This window comes from Terrabacter sp. RAF57, assembly GCF_052113925.1.
Classification (GTDB): Bacteria; Actinomycetota; Actinomycetes; order Actinomycetales; family Dermatophilaceae; genus Terrabacter.
In genome coordinates, this window is sequence record NZ_JBFRDT010000002.1 from 135,036 (window position 1) to 161,558 (window position 26,523).

The 26,523-nt window shown below is 70.7% G+C and carries 27 protein-coding genes; 3 read left to right on the forward strand and 24 right to left on the reverse strand.

The window, feature by feature from the left end:
• The first annotated feature begins 61 nt into the window (after positions 1-61).
• Positions 62-706 (forward strand): cob(I)yrinic acid a,c-diamide adenosyltransferase, encoded by a 645-nt coding sequence (locus AB4Y83_RS02460; RefSeq protein WP_442295939.1) that lies wholly within the window; start codon positions 62-64, stop codon positions 704-706.
• 193 nt (positions 707-899) lie between these two features.
• Here the strand turns inward: AB4Y83_RS02460 and AB4Y83_RS02465 are convergent, their stop codons facing one another.
• Positions 900-1,337, reverse strand: coding sequence for a DUF2550 domain-containing protein (locus tag AB4Y83_RS02465; protein ID WP_442274981.1), 438 nt, complete (start codon positions 1,335-1,337; stop codon positions 900-902).
• Between the two features lie 8 nt (positions 1,338-1,345).
• Positions 1,346-1,621: a F0F1 ATP synthase subunit epsilon gene (locus tag AB4Y83_RS02470; protein WP_028785412.1), complete on the reverse strand. Its 276-nt coding sequence runs from the start codon at positions 1,619-1,621 to the stop codon at positions 1,346-1,348.
• A gap of 118 nt (positions 1,622-1,739) precedes the next feature.
• Between AB4Y83_RS02470 and AB4Y83_RS02475 the strand changes: the two genes are divergently transcribed.
• Positions 1,740-2,177, forward strand: a complete 438-nt coding sequence (locus AB4Y83_RS02475; RefSeq protein WP_442295940.1) for a DUF6918 family protein — start codon at positions 1,740-1,742, stop codon at positions 2,175-2,177.
• A 107-nt stretch (positions 2,178-2,284) separates the two neighbouring features.
• Here the strand turns inward: AB4Y83_RS02475 and AB4Y83_RS02480 are convergent, their stop codons facing one another.
• The 17 genes from AB4Y83_RS02480 to rpmE all read right to left on the reverse strand — a co-directional run bounded on the left by AB4Y83_RS02480 (position 2,285) and on the right by rpmE (position 17,753).
• Entirely contained in the window at positions 2,285-3,664 is a 1,380-nt protein-coding gene (locus AB4Y83_RS02480) for an NAD(P)/FAD-dependent oxidoreductase (protein WP_056770473.1), read from the reverse strand.
• 141 nt (positions 3,665-3,805) lie between these two features.
• Positions 3,806-4,063: a hypothetical protein gene (locus AB4Y83_RS02485; RefSeq protein WP_442295941.1), complete on the reverse strand. Its 258-nt coding sequence runs from the start codon at positions 4,061-4,063 to the stop codon at positions 3,806-3,808.
• Positions 4,064-4,155: 92 nt separating this feature from the next.
• Positions 4,156-5,616, reverse strand: coding sequence for a F0F1 ATP synthase subunit beta (gene atpD / locus AB4Y83_RS02490; RefSeq protein ID WP_020142939.1), 1,461 nt, complete (start codon positions 5,614-5,616; stop codon positions 4,156-4,158).
• A 27-nt stretch (positions 5,617-5,643) separates the two neighbouring features.
• Complete coding sequence (locus AB4Y83_RS02495) at positions 5,644-6,582, reverse strand: F0F1 ATP synthase subunit gamma (RefSeq protein ID WP_442274984.1); 939 nt, start codon at positions 6,580-6,582, stop codon at positions 5,644-5,646.
• Between the two features lie 105 nt (positions 6,583-6,687).
• Complete coding sequence (gene atpA / locus AB4Y83_RS02500) at positions 6,688-8,319, reverse strand: F0F1 ATP synthase subunit alpha (protein WP_442274985.1); 1,632 nt, start codon at positions 8,317-8,319, stop codon at positions 6,688-6,690.
• 69 nt (positions 8,320-8,388) lie between these two features.
• On the reverse strand, positions 8,389-9,201 hold the full coding sequence (locus AB4Y83_RS02505; RefSeq protein WP_056770488.1) for a F0F1 ATP synthase subunit delta: 813 nt from the start codon (positions 9,199-9,201) through the stop codon (positions 8,389-8,391).
• Positions 9,201-9,803 (reverse strand): F0F1 ATP synthase subunit B, encoded by a 603-nt coding sequence (locus AB4Y83_RS02510; RefSeq protein ID WP_056770492.1) that lies wholly within the window; start codon positions 9,801-9,803, stop codon positions 9,201-9,203. The genes AB4Y83_RS02505 and AB4Y83_RS02510 overlap by 1 nt, the downstream gene beginning before the upstream one ends.
• A gap of 56 nt (positions 9,804-9,859) precedes the next feature.
• Positions 9,860-10,069 carry an ATP synthase F0 subunit C gene (gene atpE / locus AB4Y83_RS02515; RefSeq protein ID WP_020142944.1) on the reverse strand — a complete coding sequence of 70 codons (210 nt, stop codon included), beginning with the start codon at positions 10,067-10,069 and terminating at the stop codon, positions 9,860-9,862.
• A 126-nt stretch (positions 10,070-10,195) separates the two neighbouring features.
• On the reverse strand, positions 10,196-10,978 hold the full coding sequence (atpB, locus tag AB4Y83_RS02520) for a F0F1 ATP synthase subunit A (RefSeq protein WP_442274986.1): 783 nt from the start codon (positions 10,976-10,978) through the stop codon (positions 10,196-10,198).
• A gap of 148 nt (positions 10,979-11,126) precedes the next feature.
• Entirely contained in the window at positions 11,127-11,420 is a 294-nt protein-coding gene (locus AB4Y83_RS02525; protein ID WP_442274987.1) for an AtpZ/AtpI family protein, read from the reverse strand.
• A gap of 14 nt (positions 11,421-11,434) precedes the next feature.
• Entirely contained in the window at positions 11,435-11,944 is a 510-nt protein-coding gene (locus tag AB4Y83_RS02530) for a hypothetical protein (RefSeq protein WP_442295942.1), read from the reverse strand.
• Between the two features lie 144 nt (positions 11,945-12,088).
• Positions 12,089-13,186, reverse strand: a complete 1,098-nt coding sequence (locus AB4Y83_RS02535; RefSeq protein WP_442274989.1) for a glycosyltransferase family 4 protein — start codon at positions 13,184-13,186, stop codon at positions 12,089-12,091.
• 44 nt (positions 13,187-13,230) lie between these two features.
• The gene (gene glyA / locus AB4Y83_RS02540; RefSeq protein ID WP_442274990.1) at positions 13,231-14,508 is read right to left on the reverse strand and encodes a serine hydroxymethyltransferase; all 1,278 of its coding nucleotides are present in this window, start codon (positions 14,506-14,508) and stop codon (positions 13,231-13,233) included.
• 48 nt (positions 14,509-14,556) lie between these two features.
• Positions 14,557-15,435: an L-threonylcarbamoyladenylate synthase gene (locus AB4Y83_RS02545; protein ID WP_442274991.1), complete on the reverse strand. Its 879-nt coding sequence runs from the start codon at positions 15,433-15,435 to the stop codon at positions 14,557-14,559.
• A 55-nt stretch (positions 15,436-15,490) separates the two neighbouring features.
• Positions 15,491-16,360, reverse strand: a complete 870-nt coding sequence (gene prmC, locus AB4Y83_RS02550) for a peptide chain release factor N(5)-glutamine methyltransferase (protein ID WP_442295943.1) — start codon at positions 16,358-16,360, stop codon at positions 15,491-15,493.
• Positions 16,357-17,448, reverse strand: a complete 1,092-nt coding sequence (gene prfA / locus AB4Y83_RS02555) for a peptide chain release factor 1 (RefSeq protein ID WP_442274993.1) — start codon at positions 17,446-17,448, stop codon at positions 16,357-16,359. The genes prmC and prfA overlap by 4 nt, the downstream gene beginning before the upstream one ends.
• Before the next feature lie 89 nt (positions 17,449-17,537).
• A complete protein-coding gene (gene rpmE / locus AB4Y83_RS02560; protein WP_026863931.1) occupies positions 17,538-17,753 on the reverse strand; it encodes a 50S ribosomal protein L31 in 216 nt (71 codons plus the stop codon).
• Between the two features lie 244 nt (positions 17,754-17,997).
• Here rpmE and AB4Y83_RS02565 point away from each other — a divergent pair, with 244 nt between their 5' ends.
• Positions 17,998-18,981, forward strand: coding sequence for a hypothetical protein (locus AB4Y83_RS02565; RefSeq protein WP_442295944.1), 984 nt, complete (start codon positions 17,998-18,000; stop codon positions 18,979-18,981).
• A 51-nt stretch (positions 18,982-19,032) separates the two neighbouring features.
• Here the strand turns inward: AB4Y83_RS02565 and AB4Y83_RS02570 are convergent, their stop codons facing one another.
• From AB4Y83_RS02570 to rho, 5 genes are all read right to left on the reverse strand, one after another.
• Entirely contained in the window at positions 19,033-21,198 is a 2,166-nt protein-coding gene (locus tag AB4Y83_RS02570) for an ATP-binding protein (protein ID WP_442295945.1), read from the reverse strand.
• Positions 21,195-22,643: a glycosyltransferase family 2 protein gene (locus AB4Y83_RS02575; RefSeq protein WP_442274996.1), complete on the reverse strand. Its 1,449-nt coding sequence runs from the start codon at positions 22,641-22,643 to the stop codon at positions 21,195-21,197. The genes AB4Y83_RS02570 and AB4Y83_RS02575 overlap by 4 nt, the downstream gene beginning before the upstream one ends.
• Complete coding sequence (locus tag AB4Y83_RS02580; protein WP_442274997.1) at positions 22,640-23,698, reverse strand: HEAT repeat domain-containing protein; 1,059 nt, start codon at positions 23,696-23,698, stop codon at positions 22,640-22,642. The genes AB4Y83_RS02575 and AB4Y83_RS02580 overlap by 4 nt, the downstream gene beginning before the upstream one ends.
• A 13-nt stretch (positions 23,699-23,711) precedes the next feature.
• Positions 23,712-24,113: a response regulator transcription factor gene (locus AB4Y83_RS02585; RefSeq protein ID WP_020142958.1), complete on the reverse strand. Its 402-nt coding sequence runs from the start codon at positions 24,111-24,113 to the stop codon at positions 23,712-23,714.
• Between the two features lie 118 nt (positions 24,114-24,231).
• The gene (gene rho / locus AB4Y83_RS02590) at positions 24,232-26,376 is read right to left on the reverse strand and encodes a transcription termination factor Rho (protein WP_442296186.1); all 2,145 of its coding nucleotides are present in this window, start codon (positions 26,374-26,376) and stop codon (positions 24,232-24,234) included.
• Between the last annotated feature and the right edge of the window lie 147 nt (positions 26,377-26,523).

Sequence of the window (26,523 nt, forward strand, 5' to 3'; positions counted from 1 at the left end):
GAACCCTATCGGGGCACCGACCGACCGACGGCGCCTCCACGACGGGTGAGAGAGTGGCCCCATGGTCAACCTGACGCGGATCTACACGCGCACCGGCGACGACGGCACGACGAGCCTCGGCGACTTCTCGCGGGTCAGCAAGAACGACGCCCGGCTGCACGCCTACGCCGACTCCAACGAGGCCAACGCCGCCATCGGCATCGCCGTCGCGTGCGGCGACCTGCCCGACGAGGTCAGGGCCACCCTCCAGCGGGTGCAGAACGAGCTCTTCGACGTCGGCGCCGACCTGTCGACGCCGCTACGGCACGCCTACGACTACCCGCCCCTGCGCGTCGAGCAGCCCTGGATCGACGACCTCGAGGCCGACTGCGACCACTACCTCGAGCAGGTCGAGAAGCTCCGGTCGTTCATCCTCCCCGGAGGCACGGCCGGGTCGGCGCACCTGCACCTCGCGACGACCATCGTGCGTCGCGCCGAGCGCTCGGCGTGGGCGGCCGCCGACCAGCACGGCACCGAGCCGGCCCCCGAGGGCACGGACGCGAGGGGCGTCRGCGGCGTCAACGTCCTCACGGCGAAGTACCTCAACCGCCTCTCGGACCTGCTCTTCATCCTCGCCCGGATCGCCAACAAGCCGATCGGCGGCGACGTGCTGTGGCAGCCCGGTGGCGGCCGCGTCGAGAAGCCCGAGCGCACGAAGAAGCACTGAGCCGCCACACGGCATACGGCATACGGCCTACGGCCTAGGCGCGGTCACGTCAGGTGCGCCTTGGCGCGGTCCCGACCGGCATTCCGGGCCCGCCGCGGACCGAAGTGCGCCATGGCGCGCTTCCACACGTCCGGCGGCCTGTCTCGGCGCGCACGTGCGCCACGGCGCAGTCTCGTGCTGCCGGAGCGGGCTGTCAGGCGACGTTGACGTTGTAGCCGGGGGGCGCGGCTTCCTGCCACGAGCGCAGCGCGGTGTAAGCGGGCCCCTGGAGGGCCAGCTCGAAGTCGCTGTCGCCGTCGCCGCACGGCACCCGGCTCGCGTCGGGCAGCAGCGGGATCGAGTCGCCGCCGCTCAGCGGCTCGGGAGCGTCGAGTAGCAGGCGCTGGCGCAGCCAGCGGTGCTTGGGGCGCACGGAGACGCCCCCGAGGGCATACCACTCGAGGGCGTTGTCACCGAACCGGATCAGACCCAGGCGCCAGCGGTCGGACTCCGTGCGGCGCATGCCGCAGAGGGTCAGGGGCAAGCCCTTGGCGATGTAGCGCCGGCGCAGGTACGTCGTCGCGAGGACGGCCACCGCAACCACCAGGAGCGTGCCGATCACGATCTCGGTCGAGACGAGAACGGACGGCACGCGCGACCTCAGCTCGTCTGCAGCGACGAGGCGTCGACGTGCTCGGCGACGATGGTGACGACGTCCGAGTCGACCGAGAGGAACCCGCCGTCGACCGTCACGGTGCGACGCTCGCCCTCGAGGGACTCGATGGAGACCTCACCCTCGACGAGGACACCGAGCAACGGGGTGTGGCCGGGCAGGATGCCCAGCTCGCCCGAGATGGACCGGGCGCGTACGAACTTGGCCTCGCCCTCCCAGACCTTCCGGTCGGCGGCAACCATCTCAACCTTGAGCGAACTCACGTTTCCTCCGGATCGTGGGGGTGTGCTCTGCAGTTTAGTGCCTCTGCGAGGATGCTCCGTACGCGAGGTGGCGCAGGCCGCTCGCGCCGATTCCCCATCCTCCACAGGAGTCCCATCCATGAGCACAACCGTGTCCGACGCCCTTCTCGAGCCGACCCGCCGCCCCGTGGCGGTGGAGACCCTGACCGACGTCATCGACGCCGAGGTCGCCGACAAGTCCGGACTGGGCGGAGCCGCCGTCAAGGCCGGCTACGCCGCCGCGAAGAAGCTCGGTGGCAACTTCGTCACGAGCGCCACCGACCGTCTGCTCCCCCAGTTCGCGAGCGCCCTCGACCCGTTCTGGGCCACCAAGGGTGACACGTCGTTCGGGGCCCACCTCGCGGCCCAGCCCGACGCCGCGGCCGACGCCCTGCTCGCGGTGACCGACGCGAAGGCCRCCAACACCTCGCACGGCTCGGCCGCCAAGGTCTACGGCTCGCTGCGCGGCAAGGCGAAGGCCCATGTCGTCGCCGCCCTCCCCCGCCTCGGCGCAGCCGTGGAGCGTCTCGTCCCCTGACGCGTCCCTGACCGCAGGACGGTGCACGCAACCGACCACGTATGCCGCCGGGCCGGCTCCCCTCGAGGAGCCGGCCCGGTCGTGGGTCCGGGTCACACCCGGACCGGTCAGGACTCGTCGTGCCCGCGGTCCGTCGCGACGCGCGGCAGCTCGGGACTGAACTCCTCACCGAGGTCGGCGATCGCCTGCCGGGCGAACACCTGCTGCTCGGTGACGACCCGCTCGGACCGGCCACGGCCGATGAAGGTGACGGCCCAGTGCAGCAGCGTGGTGATCCGGTGCTTGAAGCCGATGATGTAGACGAGGTGCACGGCGAGCCAGAGGATCCAGGCGAAGAACCCGCTGAACTGCGCCTTGCCGACCGACGCGACGGCCGAGAAGCGCGAGATCGTGGCCATCGAGCCCTTGTCGAAGTACTCGAACGGCCCCTTGGGCTCCTTGCCGTCGAGGCGTCGCTCGATCTGCTCCGCGGCGTAGCGGCCGCCCTGGATGGCGACCTGGGCGACACCCGGCAGCCCGTCGAGCGCCATCATGTCGCCGACGACGAAGACCTCGGGGTGGCCCGGGAGCGTCAGGTCGTCGCGGACCTCGACGCGGCCGGCCCGGTCGAGCTGAGCGCCCGACTGGTCGGCGAGCTGGCGACCGAGAGGCGAGGCGCTGACGCCCGCGGCCCACACCTTGCACACCGACTCGATGCGCTCGCGGCTGCCGTCGCCGTGCTCGACCTCGATGCCCGTCGCGTCGACGTCGACGACCTTGGCACCGAGGCGGACCTCGACGCCCATCTCGGTCAGGCGCTTGACGGCGCGGTCGCCCAGTTTCTCGCCGAACGAGCCGAGCACGGCGGGAGCCGCGTCGAGCAGGACGACCCTGGCCTTCGTCGGGTCGATCCGGCGGAAGTCGCGCTTGAGGGTGCGTCGCGCGAGCTCGGAGATCTGGCCCGCCATCTCGACACCGGTCGGGCCTGCGCCGACCACGACGAACGTCATGAGGCGGTCGACCTCGGCCTGCGTCGTCGCGAGCTCGGCGAGCTCGAACGAGCCGAAGATGCGACCGCGCAGCTCGAGGGCGTCGTCGATCGACTTCATGCCGGGGGCGTGCCGGGCGAACTGGTCGTTGCCGAACCACGACTGGCCGGCGCCCGCGGCGACGATGAGCGAGTCGTAGGGCGTGACCGTCTCGCGGCCGACCGCGGTGTGGGTCACGGTGCGCGCCTCGAGGTCGATCGTCTCGACCTCACCGAGCAGTACCTTGGCGTTGTCCTGGCGGTGCAGCACCTCGCGCGTCGACGGGGCGATCTCGCCCTCGGAGAGGATGCCGGTGGCCACCTGGTAGAGCAACGGCTGGAAGAGGTGGTGCGTCGTGCGGGCGATGAGGGTCACGTCGACGTCGGCGCGCTTCAGCTTCTGCGTGCTGAACAGTCCGCCGAAGCCCGATCCGATGACCACGACCCGGTGGCGCGGGGCCTGCTGGGTGGGCGTGCTCACGATTCTCCTTGTCCTTGAGCTGTGTCCTGGTGCGAGGTGCTGGGCTCGTCGGCGCTGACGGTTTCATCTCTGTCAACACCGTTCGTCGTACCCGCATGCCCCGCGGGCGACGCCGAGGGCGTCCACGGGCTGCGGTTCTCGTCACACTCGGCGCGGGTCGTCGTAGCGGACGCGGCGGACAGTAGCGCCTGGCCGGCAGCACACGGCGAGGAGGTACATCGGCGCCGCGGTCGTGTTGTACGACGCGACCTGCTGGTTGCATGCCGCCGGCAGCGCCTGGACGTTCATCTCGTCCCGGAACGGGACGTCACCCTGGGTGAGGCGGAGCGCCGGCTCCACGACGTGCGAGCTGTCGGTGAGGTCCACCCCGTGGCGGGCGCGGACGAACGCGCCGGCCACGACGGCCACCGCGAGGCCCGGCACTCACAGACGACGAACGGGGAGGGCCCAGAGGGCACCTCCCCGTCGTCGGGTGAATCGATCCATCCAGATCAGAGGTTCTTCTGGATCTCCGCCCACTGGCGCTCGACGTCGTCGAGGCCACCACACATGAAGAAGGCCTGCTCGGCGACGTGGTCGTACTCGCCGTCGGCGATCTTCGTGAACGCCTCGATCGTGTCGGACAGCGGCACGGTCGAACCCTCGATGCCGGTGAACTGCTTGGCGACGTAGGTGTTCTGCGACAGGAAGCGCTGGATGCGACGGGCGCGGTTGACGAGGATCTTGTCCTCTTCGGAGAGCTCGTCGATACCGAGGATCGCGATGATGTCCTGGAGCTCCTTGTTGCGCTGCAGGATCGACCTGATGCGCACGGCCGTGTTGTAGTGGTCGGCCGCCACGTAGCGCGGGTCGAGGATTCGCGAGGTCGAGGACAGCGGGTCGACAGCCGGGTAGATACCCATCGACGCGATGTCACGCGACAGCTCGGTCGTCGCGTCGAGGTGCGCGAACGTCGTGGCCGGAGCCGGGTCGGTGTAGTCGTCGGCCGGCACGTAGATCGCCTGCATCGAGGTGATCGAGTGACCACGCGTGGACGTGATGCGCTCCTGCAGGGTGCCCATCTCGTCGGCGAGGGTGGGCTGGTAGCCCACGGCGGACGGCATGCGGCCGAGGAGAGTCGAGACCTCGGAGCCGGCCTGCGTGAAGCGGAAGATGTTGTCGATGAAGAGGAGCACGTCCTGCTTCTGGACGTCGCGGAAGTACTCCGCCATCGTCAGCGCCGACAGGGCGACGCGCAGACGCGTGCCCGGCGGCTCGTCCATCTGACCGAAGACGAGGGCGGTCTGTCCGAGGACGCCCGCCTCCTCCATCTCGACCATGAGGTCGTTGCCCTCACGGGTGCGCTCACCGACACCGGCGAACACCGACACACCACCGTGGTCACGGGCGACACGGGCGATCATCTCCTGGATGAGCACCGTCTTGCCGACGCCGGCACCACCGAAGAGGCCGATCTTGCCACCCTGGACGTACGGGGTCATCAGGTCGATGACCTTGATGCCCGTCTCGAACATCGTCGTCTTGGACTCGAGCTGGTCGAAGGCGGGAGCCTTGCGGTGGATGCCCCACCGCTCCTTGACCTCGAGCTTCTCGCCCTCGGCGAGGTTCATGCACTCGCCGGTCGTGTTGAACACGTGGCCGAGGGTCACGTCACCCACGGGGACGGTGATCGGGCCGCCGGTGTCCTGCACGGCCGAGCCGCGCACCAGACCGTCGGTCGGCTGCAGCGAGATCGCCCGGACCATGTTGTCGCCGATGTGCTGGGCGACCTCGAGGTTGAGGTTCTTCGTCTCGCCGGCGAGGGTGACCTCGGTCGTGAGCAGGTTGTACTGCTCGGGCATGGCGTCGACGGGGAACTCCACGTCGACGACCGGGCCGATGATGCGGGAGATGCGTCCGACGCCGCCCGCGGGCGGGGCCGTCCACGTGGTGTCGCTGACAGTTGCAGTCATGGTGGTCTGCTTCCTTACCTGTGGGCGTTACTTCTTGGCGTCGGCGAGGGCGTTGGCGCCGCCCACGATTTCGCTGATCTCTTGGGTGATGCCGGCCTGACGGGCCTGGTTGGCGAGGCGCTGATAGGTCTTGATCAGCTCCGTCGCGTTGTCGGTGGCCGACTTCATCGCCCGCTGGCGGGCGGCGAGCTCGGAGGCCGCCGAGCTGAGCAGTGCGGTGAAGATCCGGTTGCGGACGTACTTCGGCAGCAGCAGGTCGAGGACCTCGGACGCGCTCGGCTCGAAGGAGTACTCCGGGGGGATCTGGCCGTCCTCGTAGCGGTTGACGCTGAGGTCGAGGCTCTCGTCCTCACCGGCGTCGTCGGCCTCGACGACCTCCAGCGGCAGCAGGCGCAGCACGAACGGGTCCTGGCGGACCATCGAGCGGAAGCGGGTGAACACGACGTGGATCTCGTCGTGGCCGCCCTCCTCCGTGGGCTTGAGGAAGTCGGCCGTGATGCGGTCGGCGATCTCCTTGGCGTTCTCGAACGTCGGGGCGTCGGAGAAGCCGGTCCACTCGGCGGCGTAGTCGCGCTTGCGGAACTTGAAGTAGCTCACGGCCTTGCGACCGACGAGGTAGGGCACGACCTCCTTGCCCTCGGCGGTCAGCTTGGAGATGAGCTCCGCGCTCTCCTTGATCGCCGCGACGGAGTAGGCACCGGCAAGTCCGCGGTCCGCCGTGATGATGACGACGCCGGCCCGCTTCGCGGTCTCCTTCGCCGTCGTCAACGGGTGGTCCTCGTTCGTGTTGGTCGCCACCGCGGACACGGCACGCGTCAGCGCGGTCGTGTACGGCATCGCCTCGGTGGCCCGCTGGCGGGCCTTGACGACGCGTGCGGCCGCGATCAGCTCCATCGCGTTGGTGATCTTCTTGATGGAGTTGACGGACTTGATGCGCTGGCGGTAGATCCGCATCTGCGCTCCCATGTGCTCCGCCTCTCTTGGTCTCTAAAAGTCTGTGGTTGCCTGCGGGGTGGGCTCACGCCCGCTTCCGTATGCCGCCCGGCTGGCCGGGCGGCATACGGAAAGTGGTCACTTCTGCTTGACGATCTTCGCCTGGGTGATCTGGTCGTCGGCGATCTCGTCGAACTCCTCGTTGCCGGCCTCGAGGCCGTCCTTGCCGGTGCCCCGGAAGGTGAACTTGACCTCGTCGACGACCTTGGACAGGGCCGTCTCGGTGTCCTCGTCGAGCTTGAGGGTCTCGCGGATCGTCTGGAGGATCTTGCCGTCGCGACGCAGCGTCTCGAGCAGCTCGGTCTCGAAGGTGCGGACGTCCTCGACGGCGACGTCGTCGAGCTTGCCGGTCGTGCCGGTCCAGATCGAGACGACCTGCTCCTCGACGGGGTACGGCGAGCTCTGCGGCTGCTTGAGCAGCTCCACGAGACGCGCACCACGGGCGAGCTGGGCTCGCGAGGCGGGGTCGAGGTCGGAGGCGAACATCGCGAACGCCTCCATGGCACGGAACTGGGCGAGGTCGAGCTTGAGTCGACCGGCGACGGACTTCATCGCCTTGATCTGCGCCGCACCACCGACTCGGGAGACCGAGACACCCACGTCGATGGCCGGACGCACGTTGGCGTTGAACAGGTCGGCCTGCAGGTAGATCTGGCCGTCCGTGATCGAGATGACGTTGGTCGGGATGTACGCCGAGACGTCGCCCGCCTTGGTCTCGATGATGGGCAGACCCGTCATCGAGCCGTGGCCGAGGTCGTCGGAGAGCTTGGCGCAACGCTCGAGGAGCCGCGAGTGCAGGTAGAAGACGTCACCCGGGTAGGCCTCGCGGCCCGGCGGACGGCGCAGCAGCAGCGACACGGCGCGGTAGGCCTCGGCCTGCTTGCTCAGGTCGTCGAAGACGATGAGGACGTGCTTGCCCTGGTACATCCAGTGCTGGCCGATGGCCGAACCGGTGTAGGGCGCGAGGTACTTGAAGCCCGCCGAGTCGGACGCGGGGGCCGCGACGATGGTGGTGTACTCCAGTGCGCCGGCCTCTTCGAGCGTGCCGCGGACCGACGCGATGGTCGAGCCCTTCTGGCCGATGGCGACGTAGATGCAGCGGACCTGGGCGTCCGGGTCGCCGGACTCCCAGTTGCGCTTCTGGTTGATGATCGTGTCGATCGCGACCGTCGTCTTGCCGGTCTGGCGGTCGCCGATGATGAGCTGGCGCTGGCCACGGCCGATCGGCGTCATCGCGTCGATCGACTTGATGCCGGTCTGGAGCGGCTCGTGGACCGACTTGCGCTGGACGACGTTGGGCGCCTGCAGCTCGAGGGCACGGCGCTCTTCGGACCTGATGTCGCCGAGACCGTCGATCGGGTTGCCGAGCGGGTCGACGACGCGGCCGAGGAAGTCGTCACCGACCGGGACCGAGAGGACCTCGCCCGTGCGCTTGACGGTCTGGCCCTCCTCGATGCCCGCGAAGTCACCGAGGACGACGACGCCGATCTCGTGGACGTCGAGGTTCAGCGCGAGGCCGAGCGTGCCGTCCTCGAACTGGAGCAGCTCGTTGGTCATGGCCGAGGGCAGACCCTCGACGTGAGCGATGCCGTCACCGGCGTCGGTGACGCGGCCGACCTCTTCGCGGGAGGCCGCGCCGGGCTCGTAGGACTGGACGAACGAGTCCAGAGCGTCCCGGATCTCCTCCGGACGGATCGAAAGCTCCGTCATGTCAGATCTTCTCCTCGGTTTCGACCCGCAGGACGGGCCGGTGGTTGATCACAGCTGGTGGTGGGTGCCTCAGGCACCCATGGCCCGGCGGGCCGCGTCGAGCTTGCGGATGACGGTTCCGTCGATGAGCTCGTCACCGATCTCGACCTTGACCCCGCCCATGACCCGGGGGTCCACGACGGTGTTGACGTGGACCGTGCCGCCGTAGATGGCAGCCAGGCCCGCGGCGAGGCGGGCACGGTCGTCGTCGGTGAGCGGGACGGCCGAGGTGACGATGGCCGTCTGCTGCTCGCGGCGGCTCGAGGCCGTCTCGAGGTACTTCTCGAGGACCCGGTCGAAGCGCAGGCCGCGCGGGGCGACCACGGCCTGACGGGCCAGCACGAGGGTCTCCGGTGCGACCTTCTCGCGCAGGAGCGAGGACACGAGGTCGGCCCGCTTGTCGGCGGGCGCCTGCGAGTCGGCCAGCGCCGAGCGCAGCGGGGCGTCGGCCGCCACGATGCGCTCGAAGCGGAACAGCTCGTCCTCGACGCGGTCGGCACGGCCCTGGACCTCCGCCTCGGCGATGACGGCCTCGACGGCATACGACTCGACCGTGTCGGTCAGGTCACGCTCGGAGCTCCAGCGCTGGCCGAAGGCACCCTTGAGCACGACCAGCGTCTCGGCGCTGACCTTGCCCGCGAAGAGCCGCTCGGCGAGCTGGGCCTTGTCGACGCCTTCGCGGGACGGGTCGGCCACGGCGCGACGCAGGGTCGCGCTGCTGTCGATGATCCCGACGGCCGCGAAGAGCTCCTCGGCCAACCGCGAACGGTCGGCACCGGCAGCGAGGACGCCGGTGAGAGCCTCGCGGCTCGCCGCCGCTGCTGCGCGTGAGGGTCCCTGCATCAGGCGTCTCCGCCCGGGCTGCCGGCGGCGCCGCCGACCTTCTCGCGCACGACGTCGCCCGACTCCAGCTCGGCGAGGAACCGCTCGACGATGCCCTTCTGACGGGTCTCCTCGTGGAGGGACTCCCCGACGATGCGGCTCGCGAGGTCGGTCGAGATGCGTCCGACGTCGCCGCGGAGCGAGACGACGGCCTGCTGGCGCTCGGCCTCGATCTGCTTGTGCGCCGTCTCGGTGATCCGAGAGGCCTCGGACGCCGCGTGCTCGCGCATCTCGGCGATGATCTGCGCGCCCTGGGCCTTCGCGTCCTCACGGATGCGGGCGGCCTCGGAGCGGGCCTCGACGAGCTGCGCCTGGTACTGCTCGAGCGCGGCCTGGGCCTGGGCCTGGGCCTCCTCGGCCTTGTTCATCCCGCCCTCGATCGCAGCAGTGCGCTCGGCGTAGATCTGCTCGAGGCGCGGCACGACCTTCTGCTTCACGACGACGTAGAGGATCGCGAAGCACGCCAGGCCGAAGAAGAACTCGAGCGGGTGCGGGATGATCGGTGCCGCGGTGGCCCAGAAGCCGCCCTCGCCGCCCTCGGCGGTCACGGTCACTGCTTGCATGAGGTTCTCCTAGAGAGAAAGACGATCGGTGCTTCGGGCTGCCCCGGAAAGGGGCGTCAGCCCTTGAAGACGAAGGCGAGCGCGATACCGAAGATGGCGAGTGCCTCGGTGATGGCCATGCCCAGGAAGGCGATCGGCTGCAGCATGCCGCGAGCCTCGGGCTGACGGGCGACGCCGTTGATGTAGGCGGCGAAGATCAGACCGACACCGATACCGGGGCCGATGGCGGAGAGGCCGTAACCGAGGATGGCGATGTTGCCAGTCATGTTTATTCCATTCCTTCTTGTCTTGTCCGGCTGGCGGTTACCAGACGGGCGGGGGCGAAGCTGGTGTGTGGTGCTCGTGCGGTGGTGCAGTTCGTGGGGCGCCGGAGGCGCAGGGAGGCGTCGGCCTCAGTGCTCGTCGGCGACCGCGCCGCCGATGTAGAGGGCGGCCAGCAGGGTGAAGACATAGGCCTGGAGGAACTGGACCAGGATCTCGAAGAGCGTCATGACGAAGGCGAAGATCCACGTGACGCCGCCGGCGATGACGAGGATGCCGCCGTTGGTGAGCATGTACCAGCCACCCGTGATGAACAGGACGATGAGGATGTGGCCGGCGAACATGTTGCCGAAGAGTCGCAGGGCGAGGGTGACCGGGCGCGTGAAGAGGTCGGTGATCAGCTCGAGGAAGAAGATCGCGGGGATCATCGCCTTGGGAAGACCCGCGGGCACGAGCGACTTCCAGTAGCCGATGAAGCCGTGCTTGCGCATGCCGACGACGTGGAAGACGACCCACACGATGAGCGACAGCGCGATCGGAAAGCCGATGCGGCTCATCGTCGGGTAGCTCATCGGCGGGATGACGCCGAACAGGTTGTTGACGAGGATCGTCGTGAAGAGCGCGAAGAGCAGCGGTACGAACCGCATGAACTCCTTGCTGCCGATGAGGTCGCGGGCGATGCCGTTGCGGACGAGGCCGTAGACGGCCTCGGTGCCCATCTGGCCACGGCCGGGCACGAGCGCCTTCTTCTTCGTCGTGGCGAGCAGGAACCACGCGACAAGGCCGGTGGCCAGGACCATGAGCAGGATCGGGCGGGTGATCGCGAACGGCCCGTCGGTCCCGAAGAGGGGCTGCCAGAACTCCTCGACGCCGGGGGCGGTGTAGTCCGTCGGGGCGGCGGCCACGATGCTCACGGGTTACTCCTTTGTAGGTTCTGGGCACTTCGGCTGACGACCTGCGTCAGGGGTGGAGAGTCGGTGCTCGGGAGCGGGCTCCCGGTGGGGCTCCACGTCGGCGGGCCGGCGGGCGACGCGCTGACGTGCGGCACGGAGGCCGTCGGGCTCAATGGGTACCGTATCGGAACCAGATCAGGTAGAGCGACAGGGCCATTCCACCCACGATCCCGACCCCGACGAGCCAGGTCGTGCCCAGCCAGTGGTCGGCCAGGGCACCGAGACCGCCGTAGATGAGCGGGCCGGTGAGCATGTAGGCGACGGCACGCCAGGCGGAGTCCTGCTCGCGGGTGTTGAACCGCCGCAGCTCCTCGGCCTTGTCCTCCGCAGAGGCCTCGCTGGGCTCCCTGGGCTCCCTGGGCTCGCTCGGGTCGCTGGGCTCCGGCGTCGGTGGTGTGGTCATGTCGACCTCCCGTGTCACGGCTCATCACGCGGCTCCCGGTGGGGTGCCGCCTCGGGCGTCGCGTCGGACGACGAGTCGGGCGTCGCGTCGAGCGAGGCCGCGCCGTCGGGGTCGTACGCGAAGATCCGCAGGCGCTTGTAGGCGCGCATCTCGAAGAAGAGCCAGACGACGGCGCACACCGTGATCGACAGGCCGATCGCGAAGCCCGAGGCCCACGTGACGTCGCGCAGCGCGAACATGACGACGCCGAGCACCAGCACCTTGAAGGTGTAGGTGACCATGACGATCATCATCGTCGTCGTGGGCGGCAGGTCGGCCGTGCGCTTCATGACGAGCAGCGTCAGGCTGAAGAAGAAGAGGACGATGGCGGCGCCGAGCGCGGCCGACCAGGCGGCCTTGGGGCTCGAGAAGAGCCCGACGACGACGCAGACGAGACCGGCCACGGCCGTCGGCAGCAGGGAGCCCCGGAGGAGCTGTGCGAAGGCATCTGACTGTGATGCGTCGCGTGCCGGTGTGGCCGTCAAGAAAACCTGCCTGGGTGCGTCGTGAGGCGTAGTGCGGGCGGGGTTCGGGCGGATCCGGATGATGCTCGGATCGCTTGTGCGGAAAGGACTTCCGGGCTCCTGTGGCGGTCTTCCCAGACTCCCCTCAGGTGCTTGTGAATGCTATCACAAGCGTTCGGACGGCCTCCACCGAGGAAGCCAGACGGTGAGCACGACACCCATCGCGGCGGCTGCCCCCACGACCGCGAGCGGACGGGGGCCGTCCCAGATGACGAAGGACACCGAACCCAGCGCCACGATGGCGGCCCACAGGTAGAGGATGAGCACGGCACGGCGGTGGCCGTGACCGATGCGCAGCATGCGGTGGTGCAGGTGCAACGCGTCGGGGTGCCACGGTCGCTGGCCGGCACGGGTGCGCCGGACCACGGCGAGCAGCATGTCGAGCAGCGGCAGCAGCAGGACCGCGAGCGGGACGAGGATCGGCAGGAACGCGGCGGACACGTCGTTGGCGCTGACCTCACCCGGGTCGACGTTGCCGGTCAGGGTGATCGTCGCCGCCGAGAGCAGCAGCCCCAGCGTCAGCGCTCCCGAGTCGCCCATGAAGAGTCGGGCCGGGTGGAAGTTGTGCGGCAGGAAGCCGGCACAGCAGCCCACGAGGGCGGCCGAGATGAAGGTCGCGGTCGAGAACACGTTGGCCGGCACGAACGAGCGCGACACGATGTAGCTGTAGACGAAGAAGGCGAACGCCGCGATGCAGACGACCCCCGCGGCGAGCCCGTCGAGCCCGTCGATGAAGTTGACGGCGTTCGTCGACGCGATGACGACGAGCACCGTGAAGAGCACGAGGACGGGGGTCGGCAGGATGGTCGTGCCGAAGATCGGCAGTGACAGCAGCTGCACGCCGGTGTAGGCCATCAGGCCCGCGGCGAGCATCTGTCCCGCCAGCTTGGTCAGCCAGTCGAGCTCACGGATGTCGTCGAACGCCCCGAGCAGGCACACGATGCCGGCTGCGGCGACGACGCCGAAGATCTGTTTCGTCGAGAAGAGCGTCCCGAGGTAGGGCAGCGCCCTCGCCACGAGCGCCGCCGCCACGAAGCCGATGTAGATGCCGACTCCCCCGAGCCGCGGGATCGGGGTCTTGTGGACGTCGCGCTCGCGGACGGCCGTGAACGCCCCGGTCGCGACGGCGAGGCTGCGGACGAAGGGTGTGGCGAGGTACGTGACCGCAGCGGCCACGATGAGGACGAGGACGTACTCGTGCACCTACCGACCTTCGCTCGGGCGCCGACGCTGGCGGGGGGACTGACTCAGCGAGGGTATGCCGGGAAGCGCGTCACGAGGTCGGTGACCTCCGCACGCACGTCCTTGCTCACCGCGTGGTCGGGGTCTGCGTCACCCTCGGTGACGGCGCGGTGGATGAGCGAGGCGATCTGCTTCATCTCCTCCAGGCCCATGCCCTGGGTCGTGACCGACGGCGTGCCGACGCGGATGCCCGAGGCGATGTTGGGCTTCTGCGGGTCGAAGGGGATGGCGTTCTTGTTGAGCACGATGCCGGCCGCGTCGGCCCGCTCCTCGGCCTCCTTGCCGGTGACGCCGACGCCCTGGAGGTCGAGCAGCGCCAGGTGGGTGTCGGTGCCGCCCGTCGTCGGGCGGATGCCGAGCTCGAGCAGGCTGGCCGCGAGCTGCTGGCTGTTGGCGATGACGTCCTTGGCGTACTGGGCGTACTCGGGCGTCGCGGCCTCCTTGAAGTTGACCGCCTTGGCCGCGATGGTGTGCATCTGCGGGCCGCCCTGCATCATCGGGAAGATCGCCTTGTCCATGGCGGCGGCGTGCCCAGCCTTGCAGACGAGGGCGCCGGAGCGCGGGCCGCGCAGCACCTTGTGCGTCGTGAAGGTGACGACGTCGGCGTACGGCACGGGCGAAGGGATGGCCTTGCCCGCCACGAGGCCGATGAAGTGGGCGGCGTCGACCCAGAGGATCGCGCCGACCTCGTCGGCGATGGCGCGGAAGCGCTCGAAGTCGATGAGGCGTGGGATGGCCGAGCCGCCGGCGCAGATGACCTTGGGACGGTGCTCACGGGCGAGGGCCTCGACCTGGTCGTAGTCGATGTCCTCGCTCTGCTGGTCGACGCCGTAGTGCACGGCGTTGAACCACTTGCCGGAGAAGGAGACCTTGGTGCCGTGCGTCAGGTGGCCGCCCATCGGCAGCGCCATCGCCAGGATCGTGTCGCCCGGAGCCATGAAGGCGCCGTACACGGCCTGGTTGGCGCTCGCGCCGGAGTGCGCCTGGACGTTGGCGTGGTCGGCGCCGAAGAGGGCCTTGGCGCGCTCGATCGCGATCGTCTCGGCCTTGTCGACCTCGGAGCAGCCGCCGTAGTAGCGGCGACCGGGATAGCCCTCGGCGTACTTGTTCGACAACGTCGACCCGAGGGCCGTCAGGACCGCGGGCGAGCTGATGTTCTCGCTCGCGATGAGCTGCAGTCCGCCGCGGATGCGGTCGAGCTCCGACAGGAGCACACCCGCGATGTCGGGGTCGAAGGACTGCAGGGCACCGAAGTCGGAGCCGTAGAACGTGTCGTCAGCCATGGGAGTTCTCCGGGTGGGTCGGGAGTGGGGCGCGAGCGCGAGCCAACTCTATTGCGTCGTGCTGGCACCGTCGGACGGCCGCTCGGTCGTGGACACGTCGTGCCACTCTCCGAGCGTCTCGGCAGCCTCGTCCGACGTGCCTTCGGCGGCCGGCTCGTCGCCGGCTTCCGCGTCCGGCTCGGCGGCCGGCTCGACGTCGGCTTCCGCGTCCGGCTCGGTGGCGGGGTCCGCCGCGGGAGTCGCGTCGGCCTCGGCCGCCGGTTCGGCGTCGGGCTCGGGGGCCTCGAGGACGGGCTCGGGCACGAGGGCCTCGTCGAGCTCCTCCTGGCTCACGGCGCCGAGGCGCAGGGTCACGGGGGTCTCGCCGGTGCAGTCGACGATCGTCGAGGGCTGCCCCTCGCCGGCCGGGCCGCCGTCGAGGTAGACCCCGACGGACTCGCCGAGCATGCCCACCGCCTCGTCGACCGTGCGGGCCGCGGGGTCGCCGGTCGTGTTGGCGCTCGTGACCGCCATCGGACCGATGTCGCCGAGCAGCTCGAGGGTCATCTCGTGGGCGGGCACGCGCAGGGCCACGGTCCCGTTGGTCTCGCCGAGGTCCCAGTGCAGCGACGTCTGCGCCTTGAGCACGAGCGTCAGCGGTCCGGGCCAGAACTTCTCCATGAGCCGCTGGGCGTAGTCGGGCACCTGCGTCGCGAGGCCCTGGGCCGTGCGGGCGGTCGGGATGAGGACCGGCGGCGGCATGTCGCGGCCGCGGCCCTTGGCCGCGAGGACGGAGGCGACGGCGGTGGCGTCGAAGGCGTCGCAGCCGATGCCGTAGACCGTGTCGGTCGGGAGGACGACGATCTCGCCGCGTCGGACGGCCGAGGCCGCGGCCGGGATGCCCTCGGCACGCCCCTCGGGGTCGGTGCAGTCGTAGCGCTCGCTCACGGGCAGAGCCTACTGGGGCGCGGGCGAGCCGCCGGGCGCCGGGCCGACCCGTGGGTCAGACGCGGCGGCGCGCCACCGTCACCCGCGGGCGGGCGGACAGGTCGTCGTGGTCGGTGACGTCGGTCCACTCCCCCGTCGCCGCGAGGCGGCGGGGCAGGCTCTCGCCCTGTGAGTCGGCGTGCTCGACGAGGACGAGGCCGCCGGGACGGAGCAGCCGGGCGGCCGTCCGGGCCACCGCGAGCGGGATGGCCAGGCCGTCCTCGCTGCCGCCGTAGAGCGCGACGTCGGGATCGTGGTCGCGCACCTCGGGGTCGACGGGCACGGCGCCGACGGGGATGTAGGGCGGGTTGACGGTCACGACGTCGACGGYGCCCGCCCAGTCCTCGAAGCAGGGCAGCGTTGCGTCGCCCTGCTCGAGCCGGACGTCGAGCCCCAGGCGGTCGCGGTTGGCCACCGACCAGGCGTACGCGTCGGGCGACAGCTCGAGGCCGCGCACGTCGGCGTCCGGTCGCTCTGCCCTGACGGACAGGGCGATGGCGCCGGAGCCCGAGCAGAGGTCGACGACCCTGACGGCCTCGGCGCCCGCTGCCGACAGCCGATCGACCTCGACGAGCGCGAGGTCGACGAGGACCTCGGTCTCGGGCCGCGGCACGAAGACCCCCGGACCGACCGACAGGGTCAGGCGGCGGAAGTGGGCGCGGCCCGTCAGGTGCTGCAGCGGGACCCGGCGGGCCCGCTCGTCGACGAGGTCGGCATACGACCCCGGGAGCGTGCGACCGCCGAGCACCATGAGGCGGCGGACCTCGGCGGCGTCGACCTCGAGCACGTATGCCGCGAGCTCGACGGCGTCGACGTCGGCGGAGGCCACCCCGGCGTCGCGGAGCCGCGCGGCAGCAGCCCGGACACCCTCGCGCAGGTCCGTCACGCGCGCGGCCCGTCACCCTCGGCGAGCGCCGCGAGCTTGGCGGCCTCGTCGGCGTCGAGCGCCGACTGGACGACGGGGTCGAGGTCTCCGTCGAGCACCGAGTCGAGGTTGTAGGACTTGTAGCCGGTGCGGTGGTCGGAGATGCGGTTCTCGGGGAAGTTGTAGGTGCGGATGCGCTCCGACCGGTCGACGGTGCGCACCTGCGACCGACGGGCGGCGCTCGCCTCCGCGTCGGCCTCGTCCTTGGCCATCTGGTGCAGCCGAGCCCGGAGCACGCGCATCGCGGCCTCCTTGTTCTGCAGCTGCGACTTCTCGTTCTGGCACGACACGACGAGACCCGAGGGCAGGTGGGTGATGCGCACGGCCGAGTCGGTCGTGTTGACGCTCTGTCCGCCGGGGCCGCTGCTGCGGTAGACGTCGATGCGCAGGTCGTTGGGGTCGATCGTCACCTCGACCTCCTCGGCCTCCGGCATGACGAGGACGCCGGCCGCCGACGTGTGGATGCGCCCCTGGCTCTCGGTCACGGGCACGCGCTGGACACGGTGGACGCCGCCTTCGTACTTGAGCCGGGCCCACGGCCCCTCGCCCAGCCCTGGAGCGCTCTTGGCGCGCACCGAGACCCGGACGTCCTTGTAGCCACCCAGGTCGCTCTCGGTCGCGTCCTCGACGGCGGTGCGCCAGCCGCGCTGCTCGGCGTAGCGGAGGTACATCCGCAGCAGGTCGCCCGCGAAGAGGGCCGACTCGTCGCCACCCTCCCCCGCCTTGACCTCGAGGATGACGTCGCGGTCGTCGTCGGGGTCGCGGGGCACGAGCATCCGCCGCAGGTGCTCCTCCGCGGCCGCGAGGCGGCCCTCGAGCGAGGGCACCTCCTCGGCGAACGACTCGTCGTCGACAGCGAGCTCACGTGCGGCCGCGAGGTCGTCGCCGGCCGCCGTCCACTCGCGGGCGGCGGCGACGGTCGGCGCCAGGGCGGCATACCGCTTGTTGAGGGTGCGCACGAGGTCCTGGTCACCGTGCACGGCCGGGTCGGCGAGCTGCAGCTCGAGCTCGGCGTACTCGTCGAGGATCGACTGGACGGAATCGAGCACGGCAGGCCCTTCGGCTCAGGGGACGGGTCGGGGTAAAGCGAACGCCGGCTCCCGACGACCGAAGTCGTGGGAGCCGGCGTGCGGGAGACCTACTTGGCGGCCTTCTTGCCGTAACGGGCCTCGAACCGGGCCACGCGGCCACCGGTGTCGAGGATCTTCTGCTTGCCCGTGTAGAACGGGTGGCACTGCGAGCAGACGTCGGCAGAGATCTTGCCGGACGTCTCGGTGCTGCGCGTGACGAACGTGCTGCCACAGGTGCAGGTCACCGTGGTCTCGACGTACTCGGGGTGAAGGTCCTTCTTCAACGTTGTCTCCTTGAGGTAGTCGGCCGGGTCGGTGTCATCGCTGCTCACGCTGGGGAGCTGCTCTCCCGTGAACCGGTCCAAAGGAAGAGTGTGCCAGATCGGCGCACCTCCTCCCAAACGCACGAGAGGGCCGCGGCATTCCCCCACCCGGACGCTGCGACGACGCGTCCCGGACATGCATCGATCGGGGGCGTGCGAGTGTCTTTCCTCCACGACGGGGCCGCCGGAGGACGAGGATGCGCGCATGGGTGTCAGGGGCAGGGTGGGTGGGCGCCGCGCGGCGGTCGCCGGAGCGGTCGCCGTGCTGCTCTCGACCGCGGCGTGCTCGGGCGCGGGCTGCTCGTTCGACGACTGTCCCGAGGTGTCCGCGACGGAGGCCGGGCGGGTCACCGGCGCCGACCCGTCGGGGGCGATCCGCTGGACGACGAGGGTGCCCGACCTGCTGAGCGAGCCTCCGGTCGTCAGCAACGGCCACGTCGTCATCGTCGGCTGCCACGCCACCCACGTCGTCGACGTCACGTCCGGCTCGGTCTCGACGCCGACTGGCCTGGCCGACGTCATCGGCGTCGTCCAGGGGTATGCCGTAGGGGCCCCTGCCGAGGGTGACGCCCTCCTCGGCGCCGAGCCGCTCGACGGCGGCCCGGGCGGCTGGTCGTGGCAGGAGTCACCGGTGGACGGCGACGCCGACCGTGCCTACCGCGCGTCGGCCGTCGTGACCTCCTCCGCGGTCGTCGGCGTCCGCGGGACGACGCTCGTCGGCTGGTCGCCGGACTCGGGCTCGTGGGACTCGGTCGAGGTGGCGCTGCCCGTGGGTACCCGAGTCGGCCAGCGCCTCGCGGCCGCCGACGACACCCACGTCGTCGTCCCGGGCTCGGACGGCTCGGTCCTCGGGGTCGACCTCGCTGCCCGCGCGGTGACGTGGCGCGTGCTGCCCACGCGACCCGACGCTCCGACGGACGTCAGCGTTCGCCTCGCGGGCCGGGACGTCGTCGCCGTCGAGGTCTGGTACCCGCGGACGACGGCCGCGGCCGTCACCGGCGAGCCCGTCTGGGTCACGGAGCGCTGGTCGCTCGACGCGCGCACCGGCGAGACCCGCTCTCCTCGGGTGACCAGCTCCGGGACGAGGCCGCGGCCGACGACGCCGACCGGGGACGTGCTCCGCGACCCGGCGACCGGATGGACCGTCATGCAGCAGCTGCGGGGCCGCCCCCGGGGCGGCTGCTTCTGAGGGCCCTCGGGACTCCCGGCGCGGCTCCCGGAGTGCCCCGCCTCCCTGACGTCAGCGCCGGACCGGGACCTTCGCCGGCTGGGCGACGGGGAGCACCACCTGCATCGTCGTGCCCTCCCCCTCGACCGACGCGATGACGAGCTCGCCGCCGTGGCCCTCGACGATGGCGCGCACGATCGCGAGCCCGAGACCCGTCCCGGGGATGGCTGCGGCCGTGGCGTTGCCGGCACGGAAGAAGCGCTCGGACAGGCGCGCGAGGTCGCTGGCCGGGATGCCGATGCCGGTGTCGTGCACGGAGATGATCGTGGAGTCACCGGAGCGCTCGGCCGACAGCAGCACCTGGCCACCTTCTGGGGTGAACTTCACGGCGTTGGAGCCGAGGTTGATCAGCGCCCGCTCGACCTGTCCACGGTCGACCCGGACGACGAGGTCGTCGGGCACGTCGGTGCAGAGCAGCTGCACTCCCCCGGCGGCGGCCACCGGCTCCATCGTCTCGGTGACCGTGCGCAGGAGGTCACGGACGGCGACCTCCTCGGACACGGCCTGCAGGCCGCTGATCTCGATCTTGTTGAGGACGAGAAGGTCCTCGATGAGCCCGCGCAGCCGCGTCGCGTTGCGTCCGATGATGTCGAGGGCGACGTGCTGGCCGTCGGAGACGTCGCCGAAGTCGCCGTCGACGAGCAGCTCGAGGTAGCCGCTGATCGAGGTCAGCGGGGTGCGCAGCTCGTGGCTGACGGTCGCCATGAAGTCGGTCTTCTGGCGGTCGAGCTCGGTGAGGCGTCGCACCTGCTCGTCCTGCATCTGTGACAGGCGCAGCGCGACGATCGACTGGGCGGCGATGGCCGCACACTGCTGCGCGGCCTGGATCTCGTGGCGGTGCCAGCGGCGCGGCGCGCTCACCATCATCACCGAGAGGATGCCCAGGCCCCGGCCGCCCGTCCCGACCGGGAGCATGAGCAGGGACCGGACCCCGGTGGCCCGGTGCAAGGCGCGGGCACGCTCGTCGTCGTACGCCTGGTGGGCGAGGAGGTCACCGAGGTCGAAGAAGCCGACGTCGCGGCGGAGCTCGTCGTTGACGGCACCGACCTGCTGGGCGAGCGAGCGCGGGAGCGGCGGCAGGTCGGGCAGGTCGTCGGTGTGCCACTGGAGGCGGTCCTCGATCGTCTGGCCGTCCTCGCCGAGGGTGTAGAGCAGCACGCGGTCGGCGCCGAGGCCGGCGCCGAGCTTGGTCGTGACCCGCTGCAGTGCCTCGTGGACGTCGACGGCCGACCGGGCGCCCCGGCCGACATCGAGGACGAGCTCCTGCATCTCGAGAACCGCGGCCTGCTGGTCGACGAGGCGGGCGTTGGCACGGGTCAGGTCGTTGAAGTCGCGCGCGAGCATGCGGACCTCGAGCGCACCCTCCTCCTGGTTGGCCATCGCGATGACGTCCTCCTCGGCCTGCCGGCGCACGACCTCACGCAGGCGAGCGAGCGGGAGGCCGACCGCGCGGTCCATCCCGAAGCCGGCCGCGATGAGCACGAGCACGACGACCGCCGCGACGGCGATGATGACGCCGGACGTGATGCCGGTCGCCTCGCGGGACCCGACGCGTGCGGCGTCGCGCTGGGAGCGGATGGCCTCCTCCAGCGAGCCGTTGGCCGACAGGAAGGCGGCGTAGGCCGTCTCGACGCGGGTGCGCTGCTGCGTCTCGGGGACGGTGGGTGCGGTGCCTGCGCTCCCCGGTGCCGGGGTGCCAGACGTGCTCGGGGGCGCCCCCGTCGGGGCCTGCGCCGGTGGGCCGCTCGGGGCGTTCTCGAGCGAGGCCGCAGCGGCGGTGAACCAGCTGTCCACGGCGGTGCGCTGCGCCGCGAGCAGTGGCGCGAACCGGGCCCGGTCGCCAGGCGCGAGCTCCCCGTTCTGGGTGCCGGCCTCGACGGCATCGAGCTCCTGCTCGACGTGGGTGCGCAGCGAGAGAGGGTCGAGGGGAGCCGGAGCGCCGACGACCTTCTCGCGCCAGGCACCCTCGGCCCGGGTCATGTCGAGCAGCACGGCGCTGTTGGCCTCGCGGGCCGGCCCGAGCGCGAGGGTCAGGGCGCGCACCGAAGCGCCCTGGGAGTGGATCGTGGCCACCGAGATGATGGCGCCGATCGGCACGAGGATGACGAGGATGCCGATGAGCAGCCGGATCTGGCTGCCGACCGAGCGCCTCGAGACGACCGGCAGCCCGCCGGTCACGCCGGGTCCTCGTCGAAGCCGGTGCGGGTCATGACTCCCCAGACGTGCTTCTTCCCGCGCAGGCTCGACCACCACCCCTCGAGGCGCCACCACACGGTGGCCTGGCGGTAGCCGATGTTCTCGAGCACCGACGCCGCGATGGTCTGCCAGATGGCACGCCACCGGTCGTGCTTGTGGAAGGCCCACTCGTCGACGACCATCGCGGACAGGGTGACGAGCACGGCATACCCGTAGGCGAGCACGAGGAAGAGGATCGCGAACGGGACGTTGACGATGCCGAGCGCCAGCGCGAGCGGCACGATGATGATCCCGAAGAGCTCGAGCAGCGGGGCGAACAGCTCGAAGAGCCAGTAGTAGGGCAGGGCCAGCCAGCCGATGCGGCCGTACTTCGGCCGGAAGAGCATCGAGCGGTAGGCCCAGAGCGTCTCCCAGAGACCGCGGTGCCACCGGCGGCGCTGGTTGCGCAGCACCTTGGCGGTGACGGGGACCTCGGTCCAGGAGACCGGCTCGGGCACGAACTCGATGGAGTAGTCGCGGCCCTCGTCGCGCAGCCGCTTGTGGATGCGCATGACGAGCTCGAAGTCCTCGCCGATGCTGTTCGGGTCGAGACCGCCGACCTCGACGACGACGTCGCGCCGGAAGAGACCGAACGCCCCGCTGATGAGGATGAGCCCACCGAGGCGCGACCACCCGGTGCGGCCGAGGAGGAAGGCCCGGAGGTACTCGACGAGCTGGATGCGCGGGATCCACGTCTGCGGCATCTCGACGCGGACGATGCGGCCCGACACGACGCGGCTGCCGTTGACCGGGCGGATGGCGCCGCCGGTCGCGACCATGCGCGTCGGGTCGTCGGCGAAGGGACGGGTGACGTGGAGCAGGCCGTCGGGCTCGAGGATGGAGTCCCCGTCGATCATGGCGACGAGCGGCTCGCTCGCGGCGTTGATGGCGACGTTGATCGCCTCCGAGCGACCGGAGTTCTCCTTGCGGACGACGACGAGGCGGGTGCGGCCGTCGCGCGGGACGAAGATGCCGAGCACCTCGGCCCGGATCGGGATCTCGTGCGGCAGCTCACGCGGGACCTGGACGAGGTCGAAGGCCTCCTCGAGGCGGGCGAAGGTCTCGTCGCTGCTGCCGTCGTCGACGACGACGACTTCGTGCCGCGGGTAGCGCAGCGTGAGGAACGACTTGACCGCCATGACGATGCCGGCCTCCTCGTTGTAGGCCGGGACGAGCAACGACACCCCGGGGGCCAGGCCCGCTCCCTGCCAGGTGACCGCCGTCGACCGACGACGCTGCTGGGCGCGGAACTCGAGGTAGGCCAGCACGATGAGGACGAGCAGCGAGGTGTTGATGAGGATGAAGTAGATGATGATCGGCACTGCGGTGACGTCCATGCTCCACAGGACGAAGGACCGCAGCCCCTCGACGAAGCCGTCCCAGCTCATGCAGACGCCGTCTGCAGGCTGGCCATCAGTCGCGCGGAGCGCACGGCGGGGTCGTTCTCGTGGCCCGCGAGGGCGTCGCGACCGTCGGGACCCATCGACAGCAGGGCCGTGGCCGCGAGCTCGGCCAGGCGCGGGTCCGAGTCGTCGAGAAGGACGGCGAGTGCGGGGATCGCCTCCGCCTCACCGAGGTCGCCCAAGGCGATGACGCAGGCCCGGCGCAGGGCCAGCGGCTCGGAGGGCACCGTGTGCCGAACGAGGATGCCGACGTCCTCACTCCGGCCGAGGCGGCCGATGGCCGAGGCGCTCGTCTCGCGGACCGTCAGGTCGGGGTCGGCGTCGAGCAGTCCGCGCAGCTCCGGGAGCCCACGGGTGAAGCTGCGTTCGCCACTGAGGTGGGCGGCGACCATGCGGGTGCGGGCGTTGGGGTCGGCCATCCCGTCGCGCAGCACGTCCGAGATGCCGACACCCATCGACTGCAGAGCCTCGGCCGCCGTGGCCGCGGGCAGCCCGCGCTCGGGTGCGCCGATCGCCGCGAGCACCGGGCCGGCGGCCGCGGGGTCGCCGATGAGCCCGAGCGCGTAGGCGGCGCTGTTGCGCACCTCGACGGCCTCGTCGCCGAGGGCCTCGACGAGCAGCGGGACCGTGTGCCCGGCGCGGGCCAGGCCCAGCAGCTGGGCTGCCCGCGCGCGCTTGACGGTGGAACGGCTCGACATCTGCGCGACCGCCGCGTCGACGGCGCCGTGGACCTCGAGGACGTGGACGAGCTGCTCGGCGGGGACACCGCGGATCTTCGTCAGCATCTCGACGATGTTGCGGTCGAGGACGGTGCGAGAGACGCCGGTCGCCCACGTCAGCTGCTCTGCGGCCGCGCCGTCGTCGTCCTCGCCCGAGGCCACCGTGATGAGGGGCGGCCGGAGCGGCGAGAGCAGCATCTCGTCGCGCTGGGTGCGGCTGTGTCGTCGCACGCGGACCGCGACGACGGCGAGGATGAGCAGCACGCACGCGCCGAGGATGACGACCGTGGCTCCGACGAGCAGCGCCGCTCCGATGATCACGACGCCCTGCCCTTCATCGGGCCCGGGCGAGCATGCCGTTGACGCGATGGAGCAGCTCGCGCGGGCTGAACGGCTTGATGACGTAGTCGTCGGCCCCGACCGCGAAACCGGTGTCGACGTCGGAGTCGCGCGACTTGGCGCTGAGCAGCAGCACCGGGACCGTGGAGAACTCACTCTCGCGGATCTTGCGGAGGACGTCGATGCCGGACAGGCCGGGCATCATGACGTCGAGCACCGCCAGCTGCGGCGGGTTGGCCGCGAACGCCTCCCACGCGCTGATGCCGTCGGGGACGGCCTCGACGGCATACCCCGCCTGGGTCAGCTTGAACTCGACGAGGTCTCGGATGTCAGCGTCGTCATCGGCCACGAGGACACGGACGGGGCTGGCATCGGGGTCGCCGGCAGGCGCAGACATGGTTCTCCATGGTGGGTTCGGGGTGATGCGTCCATTTTAGGAACATTTGACCCGAATAGCCCATGAAACGCCGAAAGGGGACGGCGCCGATGTGGCACCGTCCCCGATCTGTCGTCGGTCAGGACTCGTCGTCGAGCTTGGAGCCGCTCGTCTGCTGGACCTGGGTGAGGAACTCGTAGTTCGTCCGGGTCTTCTTGAGGCGATCGATGAGCAGCTCGATGGCCTGCTGCGCGTCGAGGCCGCCGAGGACCCGGCGCAGCTTCCACATGATCTTCAGCTCCTCGCTCGCGAGGAGGATCTCCTCGCGGCGCGTGCCCGAGCTGTTGATGTCGACGGCCGGGAAGATCCGGCGGTTGGCCAGGTCGCGGCTCAGGCGCAGCTCCATGTTGCCGGTGCCCTTGAACTCCTCGAAGATCACCTCGTCCATCTTCGAGCCGGTCTCGACGAGGGCCGTCGCGAGGATGGTGAGCGAGCCGCCGTTCTCGATGTTGCGCGCGGCGCCGAAGAACTTCTTCGGCGGGTAGAGCGCAGCCGAGTCGACACCACCGGAGAGGATCCGGCCGCTCGCCGGTGCGGCGAGGTTGTAGGCCCGGCCCAGCTTGGTGATCGAGTCGAGGAGCACGACGACGTCGTGCCCGAGCTCGACGAGGCGCTTGGCCCGCTCGATGGCGAGCTCGGCGACCGTCGTGTGGTCCTCGGCCGGCCGGTCGAAGGTCGAGGAGATGACCTCGCCCTTGACGGCGCGCTGCATGTCGGTGACCTCCTCGGGGCGCTCGTCGACGAGGACGACCATGAGGTGGCACTCCGGGTTGTTCGTCGTGATCGCGTTGGCGAGGGTCTGCATGATCATCGTCTTGCCGGCCTTGGCCGGGGCGACGATGAGGCCGCGCTGGCCCTTGCCGATCGGCGCGACGAGGTCGATGATCCGCGTCGTCAGGACGTTGGGCTCGGTCTCGAGGCGCAGTCGCTGCTGCGGGTAGAGCGGCGTCAGCTTGCCGAAGTCGACGCGCTTGGCGGCCTCCTCCGGCGTCTGGCCGTTGACCGTGTCGAGGCGGACGAGCGCGTTGAACTTCTGGCGTCCGACGTTGCCCGAGGGCTGCTCGCCGTCGCGCAGCGCCTTGACGGCACCGGTGACCGCGTCGCCCTTGCGCAGGCCGTTCTTCTTGACCATGCCGAGCGGCACGTACACGTCGTTCGGACCGGCGAGGTAGCCGGACGTGCGGACGAAGGCGTAGTTGTCGAGGACGTCGAGGATGCCACCGACGGGGACGAGCACGTCGTCGTCACCGACCTGCAGGTCGGCGTCGTTCCAGTCCTGCCCACCCTCACGGCCGCGACCGCGCTTGCGGTCCCGGCTGCGCTGACGGTTGCGGCTGCGACGGCTGCCACCCTCGTCGTCGTACGGCGACTGCTGACCACGGCTCTGGTCGTTCACGTCGCCTTGCTGACGGTCCTGCTGACGGTCCTGCTGACGGTCGGGCTGCTGACGGTCGGGCTGCTGACGGTCGGGCTGCTGACGGTCGGGCTGCTGACGGTCCTGGCGGTCCTGCTGACGCGACTGCTGGCGGTCGCCCTGCTGGCGGTCGCCCTGCTGGCGGTCGCCCTGCTGGCGGTCGCCCTGCTGGCGGTCGCCCTGCTGACGCGACTGCTGGCGGTCGGACTGCTGGCCGCCCTGCTGACGGTCCGCGCGGTCGCCACGGCCGGCCTGCTGACGGTCGGACTGCGGTCCGCGACCCCGGTCACGCTGACGACCCTCGTGGTCGTCCCCCTCGGACGCCTGGTGGTCGCCGGCGTCGGACCGCTCGGACGAGGTGGAGTCCTGGGCGTCGGCACGCGCCGCACGGTTCTCACGGGAGCCGCGGGCACCCCGCTCGGCACGCGGGGCACGGTCCCCGGTCGGGGCCTCGTCACGGCTCTGGGCGCGATCCTCGGCGGGCGCCTGGCCGGCCGACTCGGTGGAGGTCGTGGTGGAGGTCGTGGTGGAGTTCGTGGTGGAGGACTCGGCCGTCGTGGCCGAGCCCGCCGGGCGGCTGACCCGGCGCGACGCGCGGGCCGGGGCGGCCTCGGTGGCGGCCTCGGTGGGGGCCGCGGCGTCGGAGCCCGTCGATGCCGTCGACGCCGTTGCGGGCGTCGATGCAGCCGGAGCGGACGAGCCGCCCGACTGGCGCGCCTTGATCGCCTCGACGAGGTCGCTCTTGCGCATCTTCGTCGTGCCGGTGATGCCCATCGACGACGCGACGCCCTTGAGCTCGTCCAGCTTCATGGCCGACAGGCCAGAGAGCGGACGGGTGGTTGTTTCTGACACGAAGGATCCTTCCCCCTCGTTTGCGGCCCGGGACATTCCAGCGGGCCGGACTTGGACCAGGTGACCTGGCCGTCTGAGATCCACTTCGGCGCAGAAGGCGCCCAG

Coding starts and splice junctions, on each gene's coding strand:
- atpD (WP_020142939.1), bottom strand. CDS start 5,616: ATGACTGCAACTGTCAGCGACACCACGTGGACGGCCCCGCCCGCGGGC.
- AB4Y83_RS02495 (WP_442274984.1), bottom strand. CDS start 6,582: ATGGGAGCGCAGATGCGGATCTACCGCCAGCGCATCAAGTCCGTCAAC.
- atpA (WP_442274985.1), bottom strand. CDS start 8,319: ATGACGGAGCTTTCGATCCGTCCGGAGGAGATCCGGGACGCTCTGGAC.
- AB4Y83_RS02505 (WP_056770488.1), bottom strand. CDS start 9,201: ATGCAGGGACCCTCACGCGCAGCAGCGGCGGCGAGCCGCGAGGCTCTC.
- AB4Y83_RS02510 (WP_056770492.1), bottom strand. CDS start 9,803: ATGCAAGCAGTGACCGTGACCGCCGAGGGCGGCGAGGGCGGCTTCTGG.
- atpE (WP_020142944.1), bottom strand. CDS start 10,069: ATGACTGGCAACATCGCCATCCTCGGTTACGGCCTCTCCGCCATCGGC.
- AB4Y83_RS02525 (WP_442274987.1), bottom strand. CDS start 11,420: ATGACCACACCACCGACGCCGGAGCCCAGCGACCCGAGCGAGCCCAGG.
- glyA (WP_442274990.1), bottom strand. CDS start 14,508: ATGGCTGACGACACGTTCTACGGCTCCGACTTCGGTGCCCTGCAGTCC.
- AB4Y83_RS02565 (WP_442295944.1), top strand. CDS start 17,998: ATGGGTGTCAGGGGCAGGGTGGGTGGGCGCCGCGCGGCGGTCGCCGGA.
- AB4Y83_RS02575 (WP_442274996.1), bottom strand. CDS start 22,643: ATGAGCTGGGACGGCTTCGTCGAGGGGCTGCGGTCCTTCGTCCTGTGG.
- AB4Y83_RS02585 (WP_020142958.1), bottom strand. CDS start 24,113: ATGTCTGCGCCTGCCGGCGACCCCGATGCCAGCCCCGTCCGTGTCCTC.
- rho (WP_442296186.1), bottom strand. CDS start 26,376: ATGAAGCTGGACGAGCTCAAGGGCGTCGCGTCGTCGATGGGCATCACC.